We start from the raw sequence: 24,846 nt of genomic DNA, 5'->3' as shown, positions 1-24,846 counted from the left end.
ATGAGTCAATTTTTTAAAAAACTATTTTTTTGGTTTGATAATTCTTTTCTTGAAGAAAAGTACGCATCAATTACAAATGGCAAGGAGATTGATTGGATGAGAGTTATTCCATTTATTCTTCTTCATTTGTCTTGTTTATTAATCTTCGTCGTAGGTTTTAGTTGGATTGCTTTTATAGTATGTATCTCTCTTTTTGCCATTCGCATGTTCGCGATCACAGGTTTCTATCACCGTTACTTTTCTCATAAAACTTTTAAGACCTCCCGTTTCGTTCAGCTTCTTTTCGCTATGATTGGTGCTACTGCAGTTCAAAGAGGACCTCTCTGGTGGGCAGCGCACCATCGCGGTCATCATATGCACTCAGATACTTCTGAAGATAAGCACTCACCAAAAGAGCACGGCTTTTTGTGGAGTCATATGGGATGGTTTTTAACTAAATCAAATTTCGTGACTAATACGAAATTTATTCGAGAGCTCATAAGATTTCCAGAGTTGCGAATCATTGATCGGTTTGATCTTTTAATGCCTTTAGCATTGTCGATTGGCTTATTTATTGCTGGTCATTACTTAAATCAATATGAGCCGCAATTAAATACGAATGGATTCCAATTATTCATTTGGGGATTTTCACTCTCTACAGTGATGCTTTATCACGCCACTTTTTTAGTGAATTCAGTGGCACACCAATGGGGAAAAAAAAGATACGAAACTAAAGATACGAGTCGTAATAATTTTATTATTGCAATTTTGACGTTTGGTGAAGGCTGGCATAATAATCACCATCACTATCCAGGCTCTGCAAGGCAAGGTTTCTATTGGTGGGAAATAGATTTAACTTATTACGTTTTGAAATTTTTAGCAATGATGGGAGTGATATGGGATGTGCGCACGATTTCTGACAATATCCGAGAATCTAAAAAAATAGAACATCTTCATCATTAGCTATGAAAATAGCAATTATAGGATCAGGTATCTCTGGCAATACACTTGCTTATCATCTAAATTCGAATCACCACATTACGCTATTTGAAAATAACTCAAGAGTAGGTGGGCACTCACATACCCATGACATCGATTTATTTAATCAAAAGTTTCATGTAGACACAGGTTTTATTGTCTTTAATAAAAAAACCTACCCACATTTTTTAAATTTATTACATGAGCTTCATGTGCCATATGAAAATAGTGCTATGAGCTTTAGTGTCAAAGATAGTCAAAAAGATTTTGAATATAATGGAACAAATTTAAATACACTGTTTGCGCAAAGAAAAAATCTTATAAGTCCTACATTTTATAAGATGATCAAAGAAATTCTTCGATTTAATAAAAAATCAACTTTACTTTTAAATAGCAATCAAGAAATAAGTTTAGGTGAGTATCTTGATCAAGAAGCCTACTCTGATTTTTTTAAAAAATATTATATATTGCCGATGGGCTCTGCTATATGGTCCTCTAACTATAAAACCATGGTGGAATTTCCCGCAAAATTTTTTGTACGGTTTTTCGATAATCATGGCATGTTGAATGTCAATGATAGGCCCCAGTGGCTAACTATCACGGGTGGTTCAGTCAATTATGTAAAAAAGTTAACTGCATCTTTTGCAAGTAAAATTAAGCTCAATGAAAAAATACAGTCTATCGATAGAAAAAGTGACCATGTGATTATTCAATTTCGAGACCGAACTGAAAAATTTGATTGGGTATTTTTTGCTTGCCATAGTGATGAAGCATTGAAATTAATTAAAAGCCCTACTCAAGATGAAAAAAGTATTTTAAAGGCAATACCTTACACAGATAATGAAGTCATCTTGCATTATGACGAGAATTTTATGCCAAAAAGAAAGCTAGCTTGGGCGGCGTGGAATTATCATATCAATCAAAATATTCATTCCCCTGTGTCTCTGACATACAATATGAATATATTGCAAAATCTAATTACAAATGTACCGATTTTAGTGACATTAAATCCGCAAGAAAAAATTAATAAGAAGAAAATTATTAAAAAGCTTTCCTACGCCCACCCACAATATAGCTTGCAAAGTATAGTGGCCCAATCAAATTATCATCTGATTTCAGGAATAAATCGCACTTCCTTTGCTGGGGCTTATTGGGGGAATGGATTTCACGAGGACGGTGTCAAAAGTGCTTTAGTTGCGATTAAGCAGTTTAACGAGATACATGGATTTTAGAAATGAATGCCATTTATGAAGGTTCCCTCAAACATTCGCGGTCGAAGCCTAAAAAGCATACATTCGAGTACCGAATTCGTTTGCTGTATCTGGATTTGGACAATATAGAAACTATGTTTTCAGATAACTTCTTTTGGAGTTATAACAAATTTAATTTTGGCTGCTTTTTAAGGTCGGATTACTTTGGTAATAAAAAAATAAACTTAAAAAAATCCATACAGGATGAAATTAGAAAAGAGCTCAATTTTAATCATCATGGAAAAGTATATTTACTGACGAGCCCACGTTATTTTGGATATTGTTTTAACCCAGTGAGTTTTTATTACTGCTTTAATACAAAAAATAAGTTAGAAGTTATTGTGTCGCATATTACCAATACACCTTGGAATGAAAATCATGCTTATGTCCATGACTGCAGAAATGTAAAGACACCAATCAAAACTTTTGAATTTAGGAAGAATTTCCATGTATCGCCTTTTATGCCAATGGATATTCAATACCGCTGGAGCTTTAAAGAGCCAGGAGATAAGATAGAAGTGTCTATGAATAACATCCGCGAGAAAGAATTTATTTTTAATGCATCTATGCAGCTGCAAAAAAAACCTTTAACAAAGCAATCACTGAATTTTTTACTTTTCAGATTCCCACCTGAAACTTTTAAAACAATTCTATCTATTTATTGGCAAGCATTATGCTTAAAGGTAAAAGGCATTACTTTTTTTCCACATCCATAAATTTTTAATTATTTCTATGAAAAATCCATTACATCATTTAGCTAGATCCCTTGTTTTTAATCAGTTAAAGAAAATTGATATAGGCTATATCTCTATTCAAGAAGGAGGAAAAAGTTTTTCTTTCGGAAATAAAGGAAAATTAAGTGCTCACATAACCGTACATGACCCCAGATTTTACGGGGCGCTAGCTTTTGGTGGCTCCATTGGTGTGAGCGAGGCTTTTATGCAAAAGTTTTGGTCTGTAAACGATTTAACTCAGCTTGTTCGTATTATGGCTATCAATCAAAATGCAATGGATCAATTAGAAGGCTTATTTAATGTTTTTTTAAAGCCAATGCTTAAAGCGCTCCACTATTTAAATCAAAATTCAGTTAAAGGAAGCCGCGTTAACATTTCTAAACATTATGATTTGGGCAATAACTTTTTCTCACTTTTTTTAGATGCAACCATGATGTATTCATCCGCTGTGTTTAAAAATCCTCATGACTCCCTTCATAAAGGATCCATTTATAAATTGGAAAAGGTATGCCAAGGGCTTGAGTTATCCTCTCATGACCATGTGATTGAAATTGGTTCTGGCTGGGGAGGTTTTGCTATTTATGCTGCACAAAATTATGGATGCAAAGTCACGACTACAACTATTTCAAAACAACAGTATCTCTATGTAAAACAAAAAATTAAAGATTTAAAATTAACGCATAAGATTAACGTGTTACTTTCAGATTATCGGCATTTAAAAGGCCGTTATGACAAATTAGTATCTATTGAAATGCTAGAAGCTGTGGGTTATCAGTATTACGATACTTATTTTGAAGTATGTGCTCATTTATTAAAAGCTAATGGTATTGCATTCATACAAACCATTACGATTGCAGATCAACGCTATGAAAAAGCTAAGCGATCTGTTGATTTTATTCAAAGATATATTTTCCCGGGTAGTTGTATTCCCTCTTTGACAGCTTTACAAAATAGCATTACGCAATCCTCAGATTTAAAAATTTATAATGTTCAAGATATTGGTGATCATTACGCTAGAACGCTGGCTTTCTGGAGAAAGGCTTTTTTTGCAAATATCAAAGAAGTAAAGGCTTTAGGGTTTGATGATGTATTTATTCGAATGTGGCACTTTTACCTGGCTTATTGTGAAGGCGGATTCAAAGAAAAAGTAATCAGTGATATTCATCTTAAATTAGTGAAACCAGGATATCGTGGATAATATAAAAGTCTGTTTTCTTGTACTTTTATGCATTTGAGAGCATTATATTTAGATAAATTTTGTTGCAATTTTAAGGGAAGTAAAAGTGATGAAAAATATAGTTTTTTCAATATTATTGAGCTTGGTAAGCGCTTTCGCGCCTTTGGGCGTTCACGCTGAAACACCTAATCATCTAGATGGTGTTATAGACAAATACTTTAAAGGTAAATCTTTAACCAAATCAGATGACATCACATTCGATGTCGCTAAAAGAGCGCTAGACGGAACCCAAGTTCCTTTTAAATTTACAGCAAATAAAAAATATAAAAATATTTCAGTGGTGGTTGAAGGTAATCCTCATCAATTACCAGGCATTGGATCTCTAGCCTTAACTATGCATCCTAAGGTGGCACCTTTCACTTTTGAAACTAATATCCGCATGGAGCAAGACAGTTATATTGATGTGATTGCTGAGGACGATGAGGGAAAGTTCTTCTATAATCAGGTTGCAATTCGATCAGCAGGTGGTTGTTCAGCAGGGATGATTTATGATGCAGATGCGGTATTAAAAGAAGTGGGTACCATGAAAGTATTACAAACTGAAACGAGAGCTTCAGTATTTATTAAACACCCCCAACATAATGGATATCAGGCTAATTTAAGTAACTACACAGGACTTTTTATTCTTCCTGAGTGGCATTTATCAAGCGTGGTAGTCAAAGATCAGGAAAAAGAAATATGGAGTGCAGAATTTGGTGGTGGCAGCACATCTGAAAACCCTTTCTTTGTTTTTGATTCCCCAAAAATTAAAGGTAATCTTCAAGTGCTTGCAGTTGACACTCAGGGTAAGCAATATATAGGTAAATAAATTGATGTAAATCAAAAGCTATAACTTTTGTGTTTGCAGTTTTTTGGTTTTAGTTTTAACGTTACAACGCATTTAAATTAAGGAGGGTATTTTGAAAAAATCTTTAGCTATATTAGCCCTGGTGATTGTGGCAGGCCTCGTCGGAGCAGTTCTATTCTATGGCAATAACTATAAGCATGATGATAGACCAGTGATTTTGGATTTAAAAAAACATAACGAAGTAATGAGTTCTTGCATAAAAACTGCATTAGAAAAACATCCTGGAGCAATTGTAGAAATTGAAATGGAAAAAGAGGATGGTCGACCTATATTTGATATTGATATTCAGGGCGCTGACGGTAAACGTTGGGAAATTGAATGTGATGCAGAATTAGCGACAATCATTGAAGACACTATAGATAAAGGTTAATTTTTTCTATAATTAGAAAAGCCACTTTGTAAGTGGCTTTTTTCTTTTATAATAAGCAGTAAATATATTTATGCTTAACAAAAATCATTTTAATTTTTTCATTGTAGCTATCGCTGCATTACTTTTAGGAATTGCAGTCGCTGGTCGTCATTATATCCCACCAGATGAAACGCGCTATTTATCTGTCGCCTGGGATATGTGGCTTCGTCACGATTTATTAGTGCCACATCTTAATCATTTACCTTACAGCCACAAACCACCACTTTTATTTTGGCTAATTAATTTAGGCTGGTATATTTTTGGAGTTAATGATTGGTGGCCACGTATCATTCCATTTTTATTTTCACTTGGCTCCATTTTTCTTGTTAAAAAAATAGCAGAAAAGTTTTGGGCAAAAAATAATTATGTAGGCAATACAGCTTCAATACTTTTACTAGCAAGTACTATTTGGACTGTCTATTCCTCAGCGCTCATGTTTGATATGATGCTCACTTTTTTCACATGTCTAGGCGTATTCGGTCTTGTAATTTCCTTAAAAGAAAAAAAATCACAAGGCTTCTTATATTTAGTGATTGCTTTTGCAGGGGGGTTATTGGCTAAAGGACCCGCTATTCTTTTACAGCTTCTGCCGCTTGCACTTTTAGCCCCATGGTGGTGTGATCAAAAAAATATGGAATGGAAATTATGGTATCGCTCTTTTGTAATTTCTTTTCTAATAAGCGTTGCCATACTTTTATGCTGGGCTATTCCAGCAGGCATTTCGGGTGGAGCCCAATATCAGCATGATATTTTTTGGGGTCAAACTGCTAATCGTATGGTGAATTCATTTGCACATAATAGGCCGCAATGGTGGTATTTGGCGATGGCGCCGATTCTTATTTTCCCTTGGTTTTTTGTGCCATCTTTTTGGAAATTATTATTTCAGCGCTCTTCTCGAAAAATGACTGAAGGCCTTCGATTTTCTATTGCTTGGTTTTTACCAGTTTTTATTGCGTTTAGTTTTATTAGTGGCAAACAGGTGCATTACTTGCTACCTATTTATCCTGCGTTAGCTTTAATGATTGCAAGTGAATTTGATCGCATTAAAAAAATAGCATGGTATGACCATGCTGCGATTGTTTTACCATTATTAATTTTAGGCGTCATATTTTATTATTTAAATGTAACGCATCGAATGCATGATATGGCTCCCTGGATGAGATCATTGCCAATTGAAAATAGCTTTATTTTGATATTAGGCGCTCTTATATTATTTTTTTGGAAGACGAATGAAAAGTTAGAATTTTTATGGAAATTAATTGTAGTAAATTTACTGATTACATCTATTCTTTTCTTGGGCGTAATTTACCACACAGGGAATGCTTATGATTTACGAGAAGTGAGTCGTACATTAAAAAATATAGAAGATAAACATTTGCCATTAGCATACTTAGGCAATTATGCAGGACAATTTGATTTTATTGGAAGACTTAATAACCCGCCAAAAGTTTTAATTACTAGCGAATTATTCAATTGGGCAAAAGAGCATCCAGAAGGGCGAGTCATTATTACTTTTGATGGTGAGCCCGATTTTGAAAAAATGAAACTCGAATATAGTTCATGGTATCGGGGAAGTTATATTGCGATATTCTCCTCAAATGATGTTAATCGCATTTGTAAACCACAACCGAAGCTTTGTATTGAGCATTAATTTGCACGCCAGAGATACCAGCTAGCTATAGTGCGGTAAGGTCTCCATATTTCACCAGTCATGAGTAATAGTTTTGGTTTTGGGAGAGTGTTTAGTCTTTTGAGAGTTTGGAAGCCCTTCTTAATGCTAAGGTCATGAATAGGTAGAACATCTAACCTCCCCAAATGAAATATAAGTAACATTTGTGCAGTCCATACGCCTACGCCCTTAATGGAAGTTAACCTTTCAATAATTTCATCATCATTTAAATACATAATTTCCTTTTCTTCAGGAATAATTTTATTCAAAGAAGCTTTAGCAATAAGGAGCAGTGTTTCTGTTTTTTTTTGGGAAAAGCCACTTCTACGAATGATTATGGGATCGGTCTTAATAAGCTCATCTGCTTTAGGAAAGTTACCTTTAAATAACGATAAGAATCTTTTAAAAATCGTTTCAGCCGCTTTGGCATGAAGCTGTTGATAGGCAATAGTTTTTAAAAGAGACTCATAGGGAGAAAGTTCTGATGATATTTTTAAATGACAAGGCCCCACTTTTTTTATTAAACATTCCCAATCTTTATCGAGAGAAGATAAAAACTCGACAGACTCTTTAATGTGAAGATCTGAGAGTGTTTTTATTACCAAGGAATTTTTTTGCCATCGTAAGCAATAAACTGGCCCGAAGTCTTTATTGAAAGTTTATCAATTTGACGTTTCATCCCAGTCACACTTTCTTCAGCGTCAATGAGACCATTAGCTCCTCCCATATCTGTTCTTACCCATCCTGGATGAAGCGTAATAAGACTCACGTCATAGGGTTTTAAATCAATCGATAAACTTTTCATGACCATATTAAGTGCAGTTTTGCTTGATCGATAAAGATATTCACCACCACCTGCATTGTCATCAATACTTCCCATCTTGCTTGTGAGTGATGCTATTTTTTTTAATTCACCTTTTTTAAGGTGGGGAAGAAAAGCTTTTGTCATTTTAAATGCAGCAAGTGTATTAATTTTGAAAGCATCAAGCCATGCTTCATAGTCAATATCATCGAATGAGCTATTTGGGTAAAGCCCCGCATTATTAATCAAAATATCAATAGGTTTTTTTAATGTTTTCGCAAGTTGATCAATTGCCAGAAAATTTTCGACATCAAGAGCTTGAATAGAAATATTTTCAAAAGAAGCTTGAAGTCGATGAAGATCATCATTCTTATTGATCTTTCTTGTGCATGCGATGACTTCATAGTCGTCTATAGCATACTGTTTGACGAATTCAAGGCCCAATCCCCTATTCGCACCAGTGATAAGAATCGTATATCTATTATTTGACATAATTAAAAATCTGAAATGATAAAGGTTTATAATAAATCAAAATCTTTAGGATGTATTGCCATGCTATTAAATAGATATTGGATAGTATTTCTACTCCTTATTACAAATTTAGTTTTCGCAGGTGAGTTCGGAAATTACTGCCTCTTAAGTTTATCTGAAGGACATTTCCTTAAAACTGACTGTTCAGTCAATGCAAATTATCAAGGTAAGGTTTATTGCTTTGGAAGCGAGATAAGTAAAGATATCTTTTTAAAAACACCAAATGACTTTATTAAGAAAGCTGAAGTTTTTTACGAAAAAAATAAAGAAATTGATCGTAAAAAGGTATCTCAAGAGGATGTACTGAAAGAAATCAAAAGTCCTGATTGTGATTTTTCGAATAAAGACTTAGGGTATCTTGATATGAATGGCTTAGACTTAAGTCACTGCAAAATGCTGAATACGAGTGTCTTTGGTGCTAATCTTATAGGTGCAAATTTAGCGAATACTAATATGCAAAGAGCTTATTTGAATTTAGCGCGCCTTGAAAAAGCAAACTTTTCAGGGGCTAACTTAACTGAAGCAACTATCTTTCAGGCAATTTTTGGCGACACTAATTTTAAGGGTGCTAATTTAACAAGGGCTCGTATGATCGGCACACTGGGCGCAGTCAATATGTCAGGTGCTACCATCAAAAATGGTCAATTTGGTTTGGATGTTGGCAATCAGCCGATGGGACAAATGAAATTTGATTCAGTGGGTGGTAAATTTTATAAAACAAATTTTGAAGGTGCCGATTTAAATATCGCGAGTTTTTTATTTGGCGATTTAAGAGAGGCTAATTTAAAAAATACGAATATGTATCGCGCTGATCTGAGTCAAGCAGACTTAACAGGGGCTGATCTTACAAATGCAAATTTAACTGATGCCATTGTTGATGGCGCGATTTTTACGAATGTTAAGGGTTTGTCAACAGTAAAAGGTTTTTCTACGGTCAAGGGTAAATGTCATGATTGCGGTATGCCTTAAATATTAGCGATACCTAAACTTATTCGAATAATAAAATATGCAATACGAGATTTTATTCTTTTAATTAAGTGTGATTTGTCCCAGTCTTTTAAGAGAATCTCAGTACCTCCCAATCGAATATCTTCTTCGATATTTTTCTTAAGTTGAGATGCAAAAGATTTATCCCAAATAAAAATATTTGCTTCTCGGGCAAGCAAAAGGCTGAAAGGGTCAATATTAGAAGATCCTATGGTCGACCAGGTTCCATCAATCACTGCCACCTTGCTATGCATAAAACTTTTTGTGTATTCAAAGATGGTAATACCTTCTTTTAAAAATTTTCCATAAAAGGCTCGTGTAGCGTTCGATAAGAAATAATCTATTTCGCCTTTTAAGAGAAGCGTTACCGATACACCGCGATGTGCCGCTGCAATTAAAGCCCTCTCAAATCTTTTGCCTGGAATAAAGTAGGCATTTGCAATAAGTATTTCGTCTTGAGCATTTTCGATAGCATGTAAATAAGCTTTTTCAATATCTTGTCTGTGGCGAAAATTATCACGCTCAATAAAATTAAGTTTTGTACCATTGGGATATTCCGCTATTTGTTTTTGGAAATTTTTTGGAGTAAATGATTTCTCTAAATGTGACCATGACACTCTTTTCCAAAGTTTCACCATACTTAGACTGATGAGATGAACGACAGGCCCTTTTAATTGCGCCGCATAGTCAATGCGTGGTCCTTTGCCATTGGGCACATGCATATCATCAATAATATTGATACCTCCGATATAGGCGATTTCATGGTCGATTAAAATCATTTTGCGATGAAGTCGTCTTAATGAAATACGCTTCATTTGATAAGGTGAAATTTTAGGATGGTAAAAAAGGAAGTGAATTTTAGAGGATTTGATTTCATTAATAACTTTTTGTGAGAGATCACGGCTTCCGAATCCATCAAGAAGCAAATAAACTTTAATCCCTTTTTGGCTAGCTTCTTTAAGCTCGGTTAAGATTTTCTTACCCGTCACATCATGGCTAAATATATAGGCCTCTATAAAAATACTTTTTCGGGCTTTTTTGATGGATTGAATAACAGCGGCAAAATAATCTTTGCCGTTTTTAAGCAATTCAATTTTGTTTCCTTTGATGTAATAAGGCATAGCGCTTTATTTTAAGGCATAAAAAAAGCGCTTGGGTTTAAACCCAAGCGCTTTTATATGAATAACTAATTCTAAGCTTAGTTAACTGCCGCTTTAAGCGCAGCACCTGCTTTGAATGTTGGAGCCTTACGTGCTGGTATTTTAAGTTCTTTACCAGTTTGTGGGTTACGACCAACTCGTGCAGCGCGTTTAGAAACTTTAAAAGTACCAAAACCGATGAGCGTTACTACGTCACCTTTTTTAAGTGCTTTAGTGATAGCTGCAAGTGTTGCATCAATCGCACGACCAGCGTCTGCTTTTGTTGAACCTGCTGCTTTTGCAACTGCTTCGATTAGTTCGCCTTTATTCATAATTCCTCCAAATGTAAATTAAGATATGTAAGACCATTGAAATGACAGCGTCATAGAAGGTCTAGGCGTACTTTGCATTGATTTTTAAGCCTTGTCAACAGTCATATTCAATTTTTTTCACAATAGATAAGGGTTCCGTCGATATCTACTTAATTCAAAATAAAGCTTTCTTTTCATTTGATTCTTGTTACAATATTCAAATGAAAAAAATTGTTCCTATTCGAGGCGGTAAAAGACCAGGCGCTGGACGAAAATCAGGCACCGGAAAATTTGGTGAGAAGACGACTTTACTTAGAGTGCCAGAAAGCCAAACTGCTGTGATTTCAAATATCCTAGAGGCTTACGCCAAAAGAAAGATCCAAGAAATTTCTAATGTGGTATCGATTGATTTGGTGAATGAGGCGATGACCAAAACTAAGATTCCTCTATTCGAGCATAAGGTGCCTGCAGGGCTTCCGTCACAAGCAGATGATCATGTTGAGAAAAGAATGGATCTTAATGATTATCTTATTCGAGAAGCTGATACGACCTTTTTTGTGCGTATTAAAGGAAATTCTATGGATAACGCTGGTATTCATGACGATGATGTCGTGATTGTAGATCGATCTCAAGAAGCTTCCATTGGCGATATTGTATTGGCATCATTAGACGGTGAATTTACCGTCAAGACTTTAGCTAAAAATAAAAATGGCTCCCCACGCTTGCTACCTGCAAACGAAGCATTTAGCCCTATTGAAGTTATAGAAGGGGTTCAGTTTCAAATATGGGGCGTCGTTACAGGCGCTGTTAGAAAATTTAAATAAGTCTATTTCAATTATAAGTTTTAGGATTCAGTTGAACATAACTTTGTTCAGGTTTGAGTTTAACTAGCCAGCCCTCATAAAAAATTTCACTAAGTTCGGGATGCATCACAAGTTTAAAAGGAGGCTTTCCACCTCGATACGTTAATTTTTGACCTTCAGTCATTACATATTTATCTTCTTTGCCCTTGCTGTCTAGTATACAAATCGTTTGTGGGCCTTTTGAGATAATGTGAAAGTAATCGCTAGGTTTCAGAGGGTCTGTAGGGGATGATATTTGTGTGATTGGTTTTGAAACCATTTGATCACACATTTTAATTGCAAGATCCTTAACATCTCTTTTATTTTCTTCTGTTTTTTTGATTTGTATAGGAAGCACTTCAAAGGATTCTGATTTTTGCTCGCCAGGTTTCATTTCATAAGTCGCAATATCATTTGGAAGGGATTCTAAATTAGGCAAATCAACTTCGCGCCCTTCAAAATTTTTGTGAGCGACAGCATACTTCTGATACACGCCAATCAAAAAGTTAGAAATAAAAAGAAAAGTAATGAAGTAAAAAATATAGCGCACTTTAATGTGCGTTTTTGCCCACAGAAAGAATAATTTTATTTTTAATAATAAAAGTATTTTCTTATTAGAGGGCTCTTCTGCGTCAACAACATCTTTGTCAATTTCTGGCTCAGGGAGCAGCAAAGACTTTGTTTTATTTTTTTTATGTTCAACGACCGCATCAAAATCTAACTCAAGAAAGGCTATATATTTTCTGACAGAAATTAGTTTGATTGGAGTAGATACAAACCCATCTGTCTTATTTTCTTCCATCGAGGTGATGTGTTTGCTACTTAAAGTTAACTGACGGGCGACATCCTCCACAGAAAGATTTAAATCTTCCCGCGCCTCTTTTAAAAGATGGCCATGAATAATAATTGAATCGTTTGACATTACATGACTTACGAAAGTAAAGATAAAATAGTATCCTAATAATAGTTTTTTTCAATCATTACTCACAGATATCGATAGCAGAGTAATGATATGATTTATCCAATTAACGCCAACCTGTGGAGCTTGCATGAAAACTGAAGAAATTTTAGAGAAAGTCGTATTTAAGAGTCGCTGGATACTGGCACCTATGTATTTAGGTTTAGTAGGTGGTCTCTTATGTTTGTTTGTAAAATTTGGACAAGAATTTTTTCATATAGTCATGACAGTTGTTGACACGCCAGAACGAGAAATCGTTTTGTCTATACTTGCTTTAGTTGACATGACGCTTGTGGCCAATCTTCTCATTATGGTTATTTTTAGCGGATATGAAAATTTTGTATCTAAAATTGATGTAGATAACCATGAAGATAAACCACATTGGATGGGTAAAGTGGATTATTCAGGACTAAAGCTTAAATTAATTGGTTCGATTGTAGCTATTTCAGCGATTGATCTTTTAAAAGCATTTATGCATGCATCTACACCAGGCCAGATATTAACGAATACGCAAATGGCTTGGATGGTTGGGATTCATATCACCTTTATTGTTTCAGGTGTTCTTTTTGCGATTATGGATAAAATTGCAGAAGATACACCGCATCATTAAACAAGATCGATATGAAGCTTTTTAAATCATCAGATGCGAATGATTTAATTCAACTTCACCAATCCAGTCAATTCGCCTTAGCAGAAAAAAAAGCGAAAGCTTTATTGGAAGATTTTCCGCAAGAACTAATTTTGCATAATGTCTTAGGCGTATCCCTAGAGGCACAAAAAAAATTCAAAGAGGCGGCAGAGAGTTATCGCAATATTTTAAAAATTCAACCTCAATTTGCAGAGATGCAATTTAATTTAGGTTCAGTCTTATACCAAATGGGTGATAGTGAAGATGCAATTCTTCACTATCAAAAAGCAATAAAGATTAAACCTGATCTAGTCGTAGCTTACTTTAATCTTGGCATTGCATACCAAAGCCAATCAGAATTTGACAAAGCTTTAAGTGCTTATCAAAGAGCGATCGAATTAGAGCCAGGATTCTATGAGGCACATGGCAGTGTCGGTGCTGTCTATTTGGTGCAGGGCGAATTTGATCAAGCCATTCAGTCTTTTAAGCAGTCACTTAAAATCCAAGATCACGCACGAGGTCATTTTAATTTAGGCAATGCCTATCGCAATCAAGGCCATTTGGAAGAGGCGATTCAATCTTACCGAAAAGCGTTGGAGAAGAATCCGCAGGATGCGGAAGTTTGCTCAGTCATCGGTGATGCGTTATGGCACCAAGGCGAAATTGCGGAAGCAAATCGCTGGTTAAGGGAAGCTGTATCAATTGACCCAGAAAACCCAATCGCTAATTACAATCTTGCAACATTTCTTCATGACAATAAAAAATTTCAGGATGCCTATGAGTTTTATAAAGCCTCTCAATTAAACGACTGGGAAGAGCGAGCTCTCTATTGTTTATACAAGACAAAACAATTTGATATCTTCGAAAAAGAATTAAGTGTCGCGATGGTTAAAAAAAATACCTCCCCACTTTTAGCAACTCTCTCAACCCACTTTGCAAAAAACTTTCATAAAAAAGATGAGTATAATTTTTGTCCAGACCCACTCCATTTTGCGTTTCACGGTCAAGTGGATGCATTAAAAGATCCCAAGGACAATTTATTACAATCTCTTTTAAATGATATTAATGAAGCTGATATTTCAGAGCGCATGCAAAGTCGTTTGGTGAATGGCACTCAGTCATCAGGCAATCTTTTTAAAAGGAAAGAGCCTTCATTTAAAAGATTGGCACAAGAAATTACATTGCTTATTAAAAAATACTATGACCACTATAAGCATGAAGATTCAATGTTCATTAAGGCTTTTCCAAAAACGATTGAGTTTAGTAGTTCTTGGTTTGTCAAAATGCAAACAGGCGGACATCTTTCATCACATATTCATGAGGAAGGCTGGATCAGCGGAGCTGTTTACTTATCGATTCCACAACAAAAAAAACATCCTGATGAAGGTGGTATTGAATTAAGTATTGATGGTGATGATTATCCGAGAATGCATGATGACTTTGAAAAAAAACTATACCTACCTCAGGTCGGTGATGTTGTTTTCTTTCCATCTTCTGTTTTTCATCGAACGATACCTTTTAGTTCGAATGAAGAAAGAATTTGTATTGCTTTTGATTTAAAACCTGCAAACTTTTAGCGTTGTTGCAATCGCAAAGACATTTTTCTTAAAAATTTCATCGCTACTTTAGGTTCATCAGCGAGCATCATTTCAAGATGCACTTTTGGAATCGCAATGATTTCAGATTCGTTAGACGTTGACATCGCGGAAGCAATGGTTGGAGTTTCATTTAAGACTGCCATTTCACCAAAATATTCATGCGCTTTTAAAGAGCGTATCACTCGACCGTCTTGAATTAAATTGACTGATCCCTGAACGATGAAATACACATTATGTTCGCGATTACCTTGCTCAAAAATCATTGCATTTTGCTTATATATTTTTCCGTAACGTGAAGCAAGATAATGAATGAAAGAGCTTGAAAGGGGAATTGAGTCATCAAATAATTTTTTTAATAACAGCATGTCTTTTTTGTGTAGTGTCGCCATCAACTCCACACCGATTAAATAAGAGGCAATATTCAGATATAACCAGATGAGTGAAATGAAAAGATTGCGCATCCCGCCAAAGAAGGTGCCGTATGAATGACTTAAAGATAAAAAGATATCGAACGTTGAGCGGAGCAGAAGCCAAAAAAAAGCTGTCAGTAACGAACCTAAAATAATATGTTTTACATCTACCTTAATGGGGAAGAAAAATCGATTAAAAAGAGACAGCGATAAAACAACAAACGAAAATGAACTCATAAAATAAATCATTTGTGAATTAACAAAGCTTAAATATTCACTAAAAAAGACGGCCGTTTTTTGCATGATCATGCCTGATAGCGTGAAAAGAAAGAAAAGAAAAAGAATGCCAATGATAGCGACGATATCTCGAATCTTACTTTTTAAAAATGATGGATTTTCTTCAGTGGCTGAAATAATAAGAAGGCTGGCGCGAAGCGAACTTGTGAGAGGTGTAGCTGCCCACAATAGAATAAGGGTACCTAAGATTCCCCATGCTTTGGTATGGCTTGATATCTTGAAGACTTCAAGCATAATTTTTTTACTTATTTGCGGCAAAAGATTGCTGGTGAGAAGTGCTAATTTTCCTAATGCAAATTCTGAGTTGACTAACCAATGACTTAAGAAAAAGAAAATGAGAAGGATCATTGGGATTAAAGCAAAGAGAGAAAAAAAAGAAAGAGATGCAGTTAAACCAAACACATTGTGTCGTTTACAACCTGCTAATGTTTCTTTCATCATAAAAACAGGAAGTGATTCATCTTTTTTTTGATAAAGATTTTTAAAAAGAGGGTGAAGTTTGATCATTACGATAATGTTCTGTAGCTATTTGTAGCTTTGATGAGTTCATGCGTCATAGATGTCTCAGACGCAGAGTGTCCTGCATCAGGCACCATAATAAAATCGGCATGAGGCATATGCTGATGAAGCTCGTAAGCCGTGATCGGCGGACATACCATATCGTAGCGCCCTTGAATGATGGTCGTAGGAATATCTTTTAATTTTTTAACTTCTTCTAATATTTTTTTCCCATCAATAAAACATTTGTCTTTGATGTAATGAAGTTGAACGCGTGCGCGTGCAATTTCATTTTGTATATCTTCATCGGTGTGCGTTTTATTTTCTTCTACTTGAGGTAGTAATTTTAAAAGACCACCTTCGAATCGATTCCAAGCAATAGAAGCAGATCCACTTATTTTTATATCGTTTGAAAATACAAGCGCACTATAATTTTTTATAAGATCATCACGTTGATGCTCTGGCAAGTAATGAAGAAGCGTTCGATGTGCTTCCGGAAAAAAAGCTTTAACCTCATCTAAAAACCAATCAAGTTCACTTATCCGACTTAAGAAGATGCCTCGCAATATAAGTGCTTTGACAGTTTGTGAGTATTGAGTGGCGTATGCCAGCGCTAAAGCGCTGCCCCAGGACCCGCCAAAAATAATCCATTGCTTAATATGAAGATGTTCACGAATGGCTTCCATGTCAGATATAAGATCTGCCGTGGTATTGCCATTAACTTCACCTAAAGGTTTACTTTGACCACATCCTCTTTGATCAAAAAGAATGATTTGGTAGTGCTTAGGGTCAAAAAACTGGCGCTGTTTTGTGTTAGTACCGCCTCCAGGCCCGCCATGGAGGAAAATAATCGGTTTTCCATGAGGATTTCCTGAAAGCTCGACATAAACTTTGTGCCCATGAGGCCGATCTATCCAAGTGGCATGATAGGGGGATATCTCTGGATATAAGGTATATAAAGAGTCAGTTGGCATAGGAAATTTTTGTCTTTCTTATTGATTTTATTAGCTATTTTAACAAAAATTGCTGAAATCAGGTTTTTTGTCAAAAAAGCCACAAAAAAGTGTTAACAAATTGTAACTAAATTGTTGCAATTTAAAAAAAAGAGGCATATATTACTATTCAAGCACAAGTCAAATTGTGCTGAAAGTAAGCCTTCGAAGCACCTTAGAGTCTTTAAAGCGAAACACTTTAAAATTTTAAAGTGACAAGAGAGTTTACTTCTTTTAAAACCCTTAGTAAAAACTATGGAGATTTATATGAAAATTAACAAAATCAAGTTAGCTCTTGGTTTAGTAGCTGGTCTATCAGTGGCAATGCCAATGATTGCTTCAGCAGCTGCTGATCAAGAAAAAGCAATTGCTAATCCTGATAACTGGGCAGCACCACGCGGTGACTACTCAAATCAGGCTTACAGCAAATTAACTCAAATTAACCAAGGTAACGTAAAAAACCTTAAAGCAGCTTGGACATTCGCAACCGGTGTAAACCGTGGTCACGAAGGTTCTCCAGTTGTTATTGGTAACATGATGTATGTTCATACAGCATTCCCAAATAACATCTACGCGCTTGACTTAAACGACAATCAAAAAATCGTTTGGTCTTACTTCCCAAAACAAGATCCATCAGTTCAAGCAGTTCTCTGCTGTGACAACGTTTCACGTGGTCTTGGTTATGGCGACGGTAAAATCTTCTTACAACAAAACGACGGTACATTAGTTGCTTTGGATGCTAAGTCAGGTAAAAAATTATGGGACGCTAAAATCACTGACCCTAAAGTTGGTGCTACAAACACAAACGCTCCTCACGTAATTAAAGATAAAGTTTTAACAGGTTGTTCTGGTGCTGAATTCGGTGTTCGTTGCTTTATCGCAGCTTATACTTTAGACGGCAAGTTAGCTTGGAAAGCTTACTCAACAGGTCCTGATGCTGAAGTATTAATCGGCAAAGACTTTAACAAAGACACACCACTTTACTCAGCATTATCAGTCTACGAAGACGTTAATGGTGGTAACAAACAAGGCGGTTCATTCAAGAAAATTGATACTGCTAAGTTAAAAGGCGGTGAAAAAGATCTTGGCGTTAAAACATGGTTGAAACCACAAGCAGTTAAAGATGGTTGGCAACATGGTGGTGGCTCTGTTTGGGGCTGGTGGCCATATGATCCAAAAACAAACTTAGTGTACTACGGTACAGGTAACCCATCAGTTTGGAATCCAGATGTACGTCCAGGCGACAATAAATGGTCTATGACTGTTTTCGCTCGTGACTTAAACACTGGCGTTGCACGCTGGGGTATGCAAATGACTCCACATGACGAGTGGGATTACGACGGTATTAACGAAGTGATCTTATTTGACAATGGTGGTAAGACATACGCATGGCACCATGACCGTAACGGTTTTGCTTATACATGGCAAGCTGACAACGGCGTTTTAGTTGCTGCAGAAAAAGTACATCCATTTGTTAACTGGGCAACTGACATTGACAAAAAATCTGGTGTACCTAACAAGTTAGCTACAGCTTCTACACACCAAGACTACAATGCTAAGGGTGTATGCCCAGCTGCATTGGGTACAAAAGATCAACAACCAGCATCTTACTCACCTAAGACTGGCCTTATCTACTCACCACTTAACCACGTATGTATGACATACGAACCAGTTGAGTCTAAGTATGTAGCAGGTCAACCATGGGTTGGTGCAACATTAACGATGTTTGCTGGTCCAGACGGTGTAATGGGTGGCTTTGCTGCTTATGATCCAATGACTAACAAAAAAGCTTGGTACAACAAAGAGAAGTTCTCAGCTTGGGGTGGTTCTTTAAATACTGCTTCAGACTTAGTGTTCTACGGAACTCTTGATCGTTGGTTCAAAGCTCTTGACGCTAAGACAGGTAAAGAACTTTGGAAATTCCAAGTTGGTTCAGGTGTGATTGGTAATGCATTCACATACACAAACGGTGGCAAACAACACGTTGGCGTTTTATCAGGCATCGGTGGTTGGGCTGGCGTTGCAATGAACCTTGGCTTAACTAACCCAACAGACGCTCTTGGCGCTGCTGGTGGTTATGCTGAACTTACTAAGTACAATGCTGCTCCTGGCGGCGGTGCTTTAACAGTATTTAGCCTATAATTAATCGAAAGATTTTTTATAGAACTAACTGTTAGTTAGTATGTCCTATAAACACCCCGCTTTCGAGCGGGGTGTTTTTTTATAGGGCCCATGATTTTTAACTGGTAAGGAAAAAAAATGTTTAAAAAAATAGTAATGTTTTTATATGTAATGAATTTAGCATTTGTAGGGAATGCGTTTGCTGCAGGACAAGACCGTGAAGATGGTTTACCTGGGATGCCATATCGAACTCCTACAGATAAAGAATTTAGAGTGTGTGCTGACCCAGAAAATTTGCCTTACTCAAATCAAAAAGGCGAGGGTTTTGAAAATAAAATTGCAGAAGTTTTAGCAAAAGATTTAGGTAAAGAACTGACTTATGAATTTTGGCTCGATCGTCAGGGCTATTTAAGAAACACGATTAATGCGCAACGCTGTGATGTGATTATTGGGATGGGATCAGATGTAGATACATTACGAACCTCCAAACCTTACTATCGCTCCGGCTATGTATTCGTGTATCGAAAATCAAGTAACTACAATATAAAAGATTGGAATTCGGAAGACTTAAGAAAAGGTATTATTGGTATCGTAGGTGAAAGCCCACCGACCATTCCATTGCGCGATTATGATCTTATGGCGAATGCTCGTCCTTACCGATTACAAAGAGATCTAAATTTACCGCCAGGCCATATGATTGATGATTTAGTCGCGGGAAAAATTGATGTTGCTATTATATGGGGCCCTCTAGGAGGCTACTATGCAAAAAAAGCCAAGGAGCCTTTAGTGGTTGTTCCGCTTCCTGAGTTTAAATCTGAACGAAATTCATTTGATACTCAAAAGGGTAAGGCAGAATTTAATATTTCTCTCGCAGTCAGAAAGAAAGATAAAGACCGCATGGAAATGATTCAAGGCGCACTTGACCGAAATCAATCTAAAATTTTAAAGATTTTAGATGATTACGGCATCCCTCATGTGCCAGTCGTTCTGGGCGATAAGATAGGTAATTAAAGTTAAAAAAAGTCACTCTAAAAGGGTGACTTTATAACAAAAAATGAGTAACATTACTGTATGTTTTCTTAGATTTTTTGGAAGATAAAACAGCTTTTTAGAATTTATATTTTGGAGCGAACACCCTTCAAAATTAACGCAATTTTTAGGAGAAATTATGTTAGTAAAAAAAGTACTCATGTCATCGCTTTTAGTTTCTATGATGACAATTGCAGGTATCGCATCTGCTGATGTTTCATTTGTAAAAACAACAGATGGAAGTGCATTAAAAATTGATTCTGGTTTATTTGATACACCTGCAGCAAAAGAATTTTTAGCTACAGGTAAAAATTCTTATGTGGGTAACGCTGAAGCGACTGCAAAAGGCAAAAAGATTTTTGGACTTTATTCATGTACTCAGTGCCATGGTGGCGATGCAAAGGGTCAAGTAGGCCCAGGTTTAGTCGGCCCAACATTCCGATATCCTAAAGACGCTACAAACAAAGGTATGTTCGAAACAATTTGGGCGGGCACAAATGGCGGTATGGGCGCTAAAGGCATTGGTCTTATGGATGCAACAGATCCAAAAAATGGCGTAACAGTTGATGAACTGCTTAAAGTGATTGCTTGGATTCGTACACAAGGTTCAGGCGGTGTTACAGGTAACGAGTAATTTAAAAAATATCTAGATAATTTCTGGAAAATATTAAAAAACCACTCCTGTATAATTACAGTAGTGGTTTTTTATTGTCTGTATTTAAGGAAGTGAAATGCATAAGATTGTGATAGTAGGTGGCGGTGCAGGCGGGCTAGAACTTGCAACAAAGCTTGGTGATTCGCTTGGTAAAAAGAAAAAGGCTGAAATTACACTTATCGACTGCACAAAAACGCATGTGTGGAAACCCCTTCTTCATGAGATTGCTGCGGGGAGTATGAATCCTGATAAGCATGAATTGGAATACATGGCACAAGCACATTGGCATCATTTTCGTTTTCGTTTAGGCCGCATGGATCGATTAAATCGACATAAGAAGGAAGTATCGATTGCACCCTACATCGATGAAGACGGTAAAGAAATTATTCCAAGAAGAAGTTTTCAGTACGACACATTAATTATATCTGTAGGCAGCACTACCAATGATTTTGGCATCAAGGGTGCAGCGGAACATTCGATTGCATTGGATACACAAGAGCAAGCTGAAGTATTTCATCAAAAATTACACCATGCTATTTTAAAAGCACAAACACAAAAGAAGGCGATTCAGCCAGGCCAACTTGAAGTGGTCATTGTAGGTGCAGGCGCAACAGGCGTAGAGCTTGCAGCAGAACTTCATAAAGCCACACGTGAAATGACTGCATACGGCATTGATCGCGTCAATCCTGATCGTGATATTAAAATATCCATCATTGAAGCAAGCTCTCGCTTACTTCCAGCACTCCCCAAAAAATTATCACACTCTGTAGAATTAGAATTACGTAAATTACGTGTGCATCTTTATATGGGCGAGCGTGTAACTTCGGTTTCTGCAAAAGGTGTAACGACGCATACTAAACGATTTGTTCCTTCAGCGTTAGTGGTATGGGCGGCCGGTGTTAAAGCGCCTGACTTCTTAAGAAAAATAGATGGATTGGAAACGAATCGCATTAATCAACTATTAGTTCATACAACACTTCAAACAACGAGAGATGATTCTATTTTTGCATTTGGAGATTGTGCAGCGTGCCCGATTGATGGCACCGATCAATTTGTGCCACCAAGAGCGCAAGCAGCGCATCAGCAAGCGTCGCTTCTTTTCAAGTCAATGAAGATGCGCGTCAAAGGTAAAGTGAATTTACCGCAATACATTTATAAAGATTACGGCTCTCTTGTGAATATGGGGGAGTATTCAACTGTAGGTAATTTGATGGGCTCGTTAATGGGCGGATCAATGTTCATTGAAGGATTTATTGCAAGACTTATGTACCAATCACTTTATAAAATGCATTTGATGGCACTTCATGGATTTATGAGTACAGCGCTTCAAACGCTCGCTCGCATCATTACACGCAGAACGGAAGCCCAAGTTAAACTGCACTAAATAATTTTTTTGTAGTGTTTATAAATAGCCAGCATAGTGACGCTGACAAATAAACCCAAAAGAATAATAATGGTATTGATTGAAAATTCTTCTCTTACCATCCAAGTGTAAGTACCACTTAATAAAAGAATCCCAATATTTTCATTAAAGTTTTGCACAGCAATCGAGTGGCCTGCACCAATAAGCAAATGACCGCGATGTTGAAGGAGTGCATTTAATGGCACAATAAAGAATCCACTTAATGCGCCAATCAGTAAAAATATCAGGCCTGCGATATGCCAATCATTAATTACAACCATAGTCATCACAAAGCCACCCATAAGAATCCCAGCTGGCAGCACTCGCACTGAATCTTTAAGACTGATATAGCGAGCTGCTATGACTGATCCAATCGCAATTCCGAAAGCAACCATAGCTGTTAAGCGCGTTGCCTCTTCTAAGTTAAATTGCAATGCATAACTTGCCCATGCAATGACAATTAATCTTAATGAAGCTCCTGCTCCCCAGAAGAGCGTAGTCACCGCAAGAGATAATTGACCTTCAGGATCTTTCCATAATACTTTAAACGCATGCCAGAAATCTTTTATCATAAATAGAGGATTCTTTTTTGTCAGTTTATGATCGATAGGAAGTAATGGAATATAACGATTAAAAACAGCAGCGAGTAAATAAAGCCCTGTAATTATAATGATGGCCACTAGAGGGTCAAATTGAGCGAGCGCACCTCCAATAATAGAGCCTAAAATAATTGCAAAGACTGTTGAACCTTCCATCCATCCATTGGCCATCACAAGCTCTTTAGGTGGTAGAAGCTCAGTCAAAATTCCATACTTTGCAGGCGAGTATGCCGCAGCACCTACACCTACAATCGCATATGCATAAAGAGGCTGCATACCTAACAACATAGATAAACTTCCAATAAATTTAATAGCATTGGAATAAAACATGACGCGACCTTTGGGATAAGCATCTGCGATACCACCTACAAAAGGCGCCAAAATAATGTAAGAGATCACAAAAAATTGAAGCAGGAGAGGCTGATGCCATTGAGGAGAATTAAGCTGCGCGAGCAATGCAATAGCTGCAAATAAAAGAGCATTATCAGCAAGCGCTGATAAAAATTGTGCAATCAATAAAGGAACAAAACCTTTTGAAACTTTTAAGTTAAAGCGTTTCAGCAGCATAATCAGCTAAGCGAGAACGTTCACCACGAACAAGCGTAATGTGACCATTATGATCCCAACCTTTAAAGCGATCGACTACATAAGTTAAGCCTGAGCTGCCTTCAGTTAAATAAGGCGTATCAATTTGTGCAATATTGCCTAGACATACTACTTTAGTGCCTGGACCTGCACGCGTAATAAGCGTTTTCATTTGTTTGGGCGTTAGATTTTGTGCTTCATCAATAATGAGGTATTTGTGAAGGAATGTTCGGCCTCGCATAAAATTAAGTGATTTCACTTTGATGCGTGAACGAATTAGATCTTGTGTCGCAGCTCTTCCCCATTCCCCCGCTTCTTCATCTGTTTTATTAAGTACATCTAAGTTATCTTCTAATGCGCCCATCCATGGTGTCATCTTTTCTTCTTCGGTTCCCGGTAAGAAACCGATATCTTCGCCTACAGGAACAGTGACACGTGTCATAATAATTTCATTGTAGATTTTTTTATCAAGTGTTTGCGCTAATCCTGCAGCAAGCGTGAGAAGCGTCTTACCTGTGCCTGCCTGACCTAGGAGCGTTACAAAATCAATATCAGGATCCATGAGAAGATTTAATGCAAAATTTTGTTCTCGATTTCTAGCGTTAATACCCCAGATATTATGTTTGCCATTAATAAAATCTTTAATGACTTCGAGTGTTGCTGTTTTGCCAGAAATTTTTCTAACGATAGCGTGGAAGGGTTTATCGAATTCGTAAAAAATAAATTCATTCACAGAGAAATTGAGACACATAGGTCCAGTCAGTCGATAAAACATTTTTCCATTTTCCTGCCATGATTCCATATCTTTGCTGTGCTTCTCCCAAAAATCTTCAGGGAGTTCTGTGATGCCGGTATAGAGCATCTCGGTATCTTCAAGCACCTTGTCATTAAAATAATCTTCAGCAGCAATACCAAGAGCCCTCGCTTTAATGCGGATATTAATATCTTTACTAACAAGAATAACTTGGCGATCAGGGTGTTTGTTTTTGAGGTAGGCAACGACGCCTAAAATTTGATTGTCGGCTTTACTGCCAGCGAGCATTGGCAAATCATGTGGGAGTGCAGTGGTTTGTAAAAAAAGTTTTCCTGTAACGTGAGTGTTACCTTTAATCCCAAGCGAGCGACCTTTTTCTAGGCTTTCTTCATTGGTACCTATAATCTCTTCTAAATTGCGACTGGTTTGTCTTGCGTTACGAGCAACTTCACTGACGCCTTTTTTATTATTGTCCAACTCTTCCAATGTCACCATAGGAAGGTAAATATCATGTTCTTCAAATCGGAAAATGCTTGAGGGGTCGTGCATTAATACATTGGTATCTAATACAAAAAGTTTGGTTGTACTATTTTTTTTGGCCATAG

General features: G+C 36.6%; 24 protein-coding genes. 15 read left to right on the top strand and 9 right to left on the bottom strand.

All coding sequences use genetic code 11. The annotated features are described in order from the left end of the window. The 7 genes from FIT79_RS05705 (at position 1) to FIT79_RS05675 (ending at position 7,085) form a co-directional block, all read left to right on the top strand. The gene (locus FIT79_RS05705) at positions 1-942 is read left to right on the top strand and encodes an acyl-CoA desaturase (RefSeq protein WP_139875915.1); all 942 of its coding nucleotides are present in this window, start codon (positions 1-3) and stop codon (positions 940-942) included. A 2-nt stretch (positions 943-944) separates the two neighbouring features. Beyond that, complete coding sequence (locus FIT79_RS05700) at positions 945-2,189, top strand: NAD(P)/FAD-dependent oxidoreductase (RefSeq protein ID WP_139875914.1); 1,245 nt, start codon at positions 945-947, stop codon at positions 2,187-2,189. 2 nt (positions 2,190-2,191) lie between these two features. Continuing rightward, positions 2,192-2,923, top strand: coding sequence for a DUF1365 domain-containing protein (locus FIT79_RS05695; RefSeq protein WP_139875913.1), 732 nt, complete (start codon positions 2,192-2,194; stop codon positions 2,921-2,923). A gap of 16 nt (positions 2,924-2,939) precedes the next feature. Then, on the top strand, positions 2,940-4,139 hold the full coding sequence (locus tag FIT79_RS05690; RefSeq protein ID WP_139875912.1) for an SAM-dependent methyltransferase: 1,200 nt from the start codon (positions 2,940-2,942) through the stop codon (positions 4,137-4,139). 88 nt (positions 4,140-4,227) lie between these two features. Continuing rightward, positions 4,228-4,986 (top strand): thiosulfate oxidation carrier protein SoxY, encoded by a 759-nt coding sequence (locus FIT79_RS05685; protein ID WP_139875911.1) that lies wholly within the window; start codon positions 4,228-4,230, stop codon positions 4,984-4,986. Positions 4,987-5,077: 91 nt separating this feature from the next. Then, complete coding sequence (locus tag FIT79_RS05680) at positions 5,078-5,395, top strand: PepSY domain-containing protein (RefSeq protein ID WP_139875910.1); 318 nt, start codon at positions 5,078-5,080, stop codon at positions 5,393-5,395. Positions 5,396-5,465: 70 nt separating this feature from the next. Continuing rightward, on the top strand, positions 5,466-7,085 hold the full coding sequence (locus tag FIT79_RS05675; RefSeq protein ID WP_139875909.1) for an ArnT family glycosyltransferase: 1,620 nt from the start codon (positions 5,466-5,468) through the stop codon (positions 7,083-7,085). On the opposite strand, the gene FIT79_RS05670 is transcribed toward FIT79_RS05675, so the two are convergent. Then, on the bottom strand, positions 7,082-7,708 hold the full coding sequence (locus FIT79_RS05670) for a DNA-3-methyladenine glycosylase family protein (protein WP_139875908.1): 627 nt from the start codon (positions 7,706-7,708) through the stop codon (positions 7,082-7,084). The genes FIT79_RS05675 and FIT79_RS05670 overlap by 4 nt on opposite strands. Beyond that, positions 7,702-8,397, bottom strand: a complete 696-nt coding sequence (locus tag FIT79_RS05665; RefSeq protein WP_139875907.1) for an SDR family oxidoreductase — start codon at positions 8,395-8,397, stop codon at positions 7,702-7,704. Before FIT79_RS05665 ends, FIT79_RS05670 begins: the two co-directional genes overlap by 7 nt. 15 nt (positions 8,398-8,412) lie before the next feature. Here FIT79_RS05665 and FIT79_RS05660 point away from each other — a divergent pair, with 15 nt between their 5' ends. Then, positions 8,413-9,405: a pentapeptide repeat-containing protein gene (locus tag FIT79_RS05660; protein ID WP_139875906.1), complete on the top strand. Its 993-nt coding sequence runs from the start codon at positions 8,413-8,415 to the stop codon at positions 9,403-9,405. Here the strand turns inward: FIT79_RS05660 and clsB are convergent. After that, a complete protein-coding gene (gene clsB / locus FIT79_RS05655) occupies positions 9,402-10,544 on the bottom strand; it encodes a cardiolipin synthase ClsB (RefSeq protein WP_139875905.1) in 1,143 nt (380 codons plus the stop codon). The two genes, FIT79_RS05660 and clsB, sit on opposite strands and share 4 nt — an antisense overlap. Before the next feature lie 77 nt (positions 10,545-10,621). Beyond that, on the bottom strand, positions 10,622-10,894 hold the full coding sequence (locus tag FIT79_RS05650; RefSeq protein WP_028818039.1) for an HU family DNA-binding protein: 273 nt from the start codon (positions 10,892-10,894) through the stop codon (positions 10,622-10,624). A 200-nt stretch (positions 10,895-11,094) separates the two neighbouring features. Between FIT79_RS05650 and FIT79_RS05645 the strand changes: the two genes are divergently transcribed. Then, positions 11,095-11,697: a LexA family protein gene (locus FIT79_RS05645; protein WP_139870653.1), complete on the top strand. Its 603-nt coding sequence runs from the start codon at positions 11,095-11,097 to the stop codon at positions 11,695-11,697. Between the two features lie 7 nt (positions 11,698-11,704). Here the strand turns inward: FIT79_RS05645 and FIT79_RS05640 are convergent, their stop codons facing one another. Next, positions 11,705-12,637, bottom strand: coding sequence for a helix-turn-helix domain-containing protein (locus FIT79_RS05640; RefSeq protein ID WP_139875904.1), 933 nt, complete (start codon positions 12,635-12,637; stop codon positions 11,705-11,707). Between the two features lie 127 nt (positions 12,638-12,764). On the opposite strand from FIT79_RS05640, the gene FIT79_RS05635 reads away from it, so the two are divergent. Both FIT79_RS05635 and FIT79_RS05630 read left to right on the top strand, forming a co-directional pair. Beyond that, the gene (locus tag FIT79_RS05635) at positions 12,765-13,283 is read left to right on the top strand and encodes a TIGR00645 family protein (protein WP_139875903.1); all 519 of its coding nucleotides are present in this window, start codon (positions 12,765-12,767) and stop codon (positions 13,281-13,283) included. Positions 13,284-13,294: 11 nt separating this feature from the next. After that, the gene (locus FIT79_RS05630) at positions 13,295-14,878 is read left to right on the top strand and encodes a tetratricopeptide repeat protein (protein WP_139868402.1); all 1,584 of its coding nucleotides are present in this window, start codon (positions 13,295-13,297) and stop codon (positions 14,876-14,878) included. Here the strand turns inward: FIT79_RS05630 and FIT79_RS05625 are convergent. Continuing rightward, a complete protein-coding gene (locus FIT79_RS05625; RefSeq protein ID WP_049814300.1) occupies positions 14,875-16,113 on the bottom strand; it encodes a YhjD/YihY/BrkB family envelope integrity protein in 1,239 nt (412 codons plus the stop codon). The two genes, FIT79_RS05630 and FIT79_RS05625, sit on opposite strands and share 4 nt — an antisense overlap. After that, on the bottom strand, positions 16,113-17,078 hold the full coding sequence (gene pip, locus FIT79_RS05620; RefSeq protein ID WP_139868400.1) for a prolyl aminopeptidase: 966 nt from the start codon (positions 17,076-17,078) through the stop codon (positions 16,113-16,115). The genes FIT79_RS05625 and pip overlap by 1 nt, the downstream gene beginning before the upstream one ends. 285 nt (positions 17,079-17,363) lie before the next feature. Between pip and FIT79_RS05615 the strand changes: the two genes are divergently transcribed. The 4 genes from FIT79_RS05615 to FIT79_RS05600 all read left to right on the top strand — a co-directional run bounded on the left by FIT79_RS05615 (position 17,364) and on the right by FIT79_RS05600 (position 22,285). Then, positions 17,364-19,238, top strand: coding sequence for a PQQ-dependent dehydrogenase, methanol/ethanol family (locus FIT79_RS05615; RefSeq protein WP_139868398.1), 1,875 nt, complete (start codon positions 17,364-17,366; stop codon positions 19,236-19,238). A 117-nt stretch (positions 19,239-19,355) separates the two neighbouring features. Beyond that, positions 19,356-20,228, top strand: coding sequence for a quinoprotein dehydrogenase-associated putative ABC transporter substrate-binding protein (locus tag FIT79_RS05610; protein ID WP_223254716.1), 873 nt, complete (start codon positions 19,356-19,358; stop codon positions 20,226-20,228). Between the two features lie 157 nt (positions 20,229-20,385). Then, the gene (locus FIT79_RS05605; RefSeq protein WP_139868396.1) at positions 20,386-20,880 is read left to right on the top strand and encodes a c-type cytochrome; all 495 of its coding nucleotides are present in this window, start codon (positions 20,386-20,388) and stop codon (positions 20,878-20,880) included. Positions 20,881-20,977: 97 nt separating this feature from the next. Next, positions 20,978-22,285 carry an NAD(P)/FAD-dependent oxidoreductase gene (locus tag FIT79_RS05600; protein WP_139868394.1) on the top strand — a complete coding sequence of 436 codons (1,308 nt, stop codon included), beginning with the start codon at positions 20,978-20,980 and terminating at the stop codon, positions 22,283-22,285. Here the strand turns inward: FIT79_RS05600 and lplT are convergent. Further along, positions 22,282-23,469 (bottom strand): lysophospholipid transporter LplT, encoded by a 1,188-nt coding sequence (gene lplT, locus FIT79_RS05595; RefSeq protein WP_139868392.1) that lies wholly within the window; start codon positions 23,467-23,469, stop codon positions 22,282-22,284. The two genes, FIT79_RS05600 and lplT, sit on opposite strands and share 4 nt — an antisense overlap. After that, positions 23,450-24,844 (bottom strand): PhoH family protein, encoded by a 1,395-nt coding sequence (locus FIT79_RS05590; protein ID WP_139868390.1) that lies wholly within the window; start codon positions 24,842-24,844, stop codon positions 23,450-23,452. Before FIT79_RS05590 ends, lplT begins: the two co-directional genes overlap by 20 nt. Positions 24,845-24,846: the final 2 nt, after the last annotated feature.

The sequence above is a fragment of the Candidatus Methylopumilus universalis genome (assembly GCF_006365315.1).
GTDB lineage: Bacteria > Pseudomonadota > Gammaproteobacteria > Burkholderiales > Methylophilaceae > Methylopumilus > Methylopumilus universalis.
Note: the sequence above shows the minus strand (reverse complement) of the source record. Positions and strands in the feature narration are given on the sequence as shown.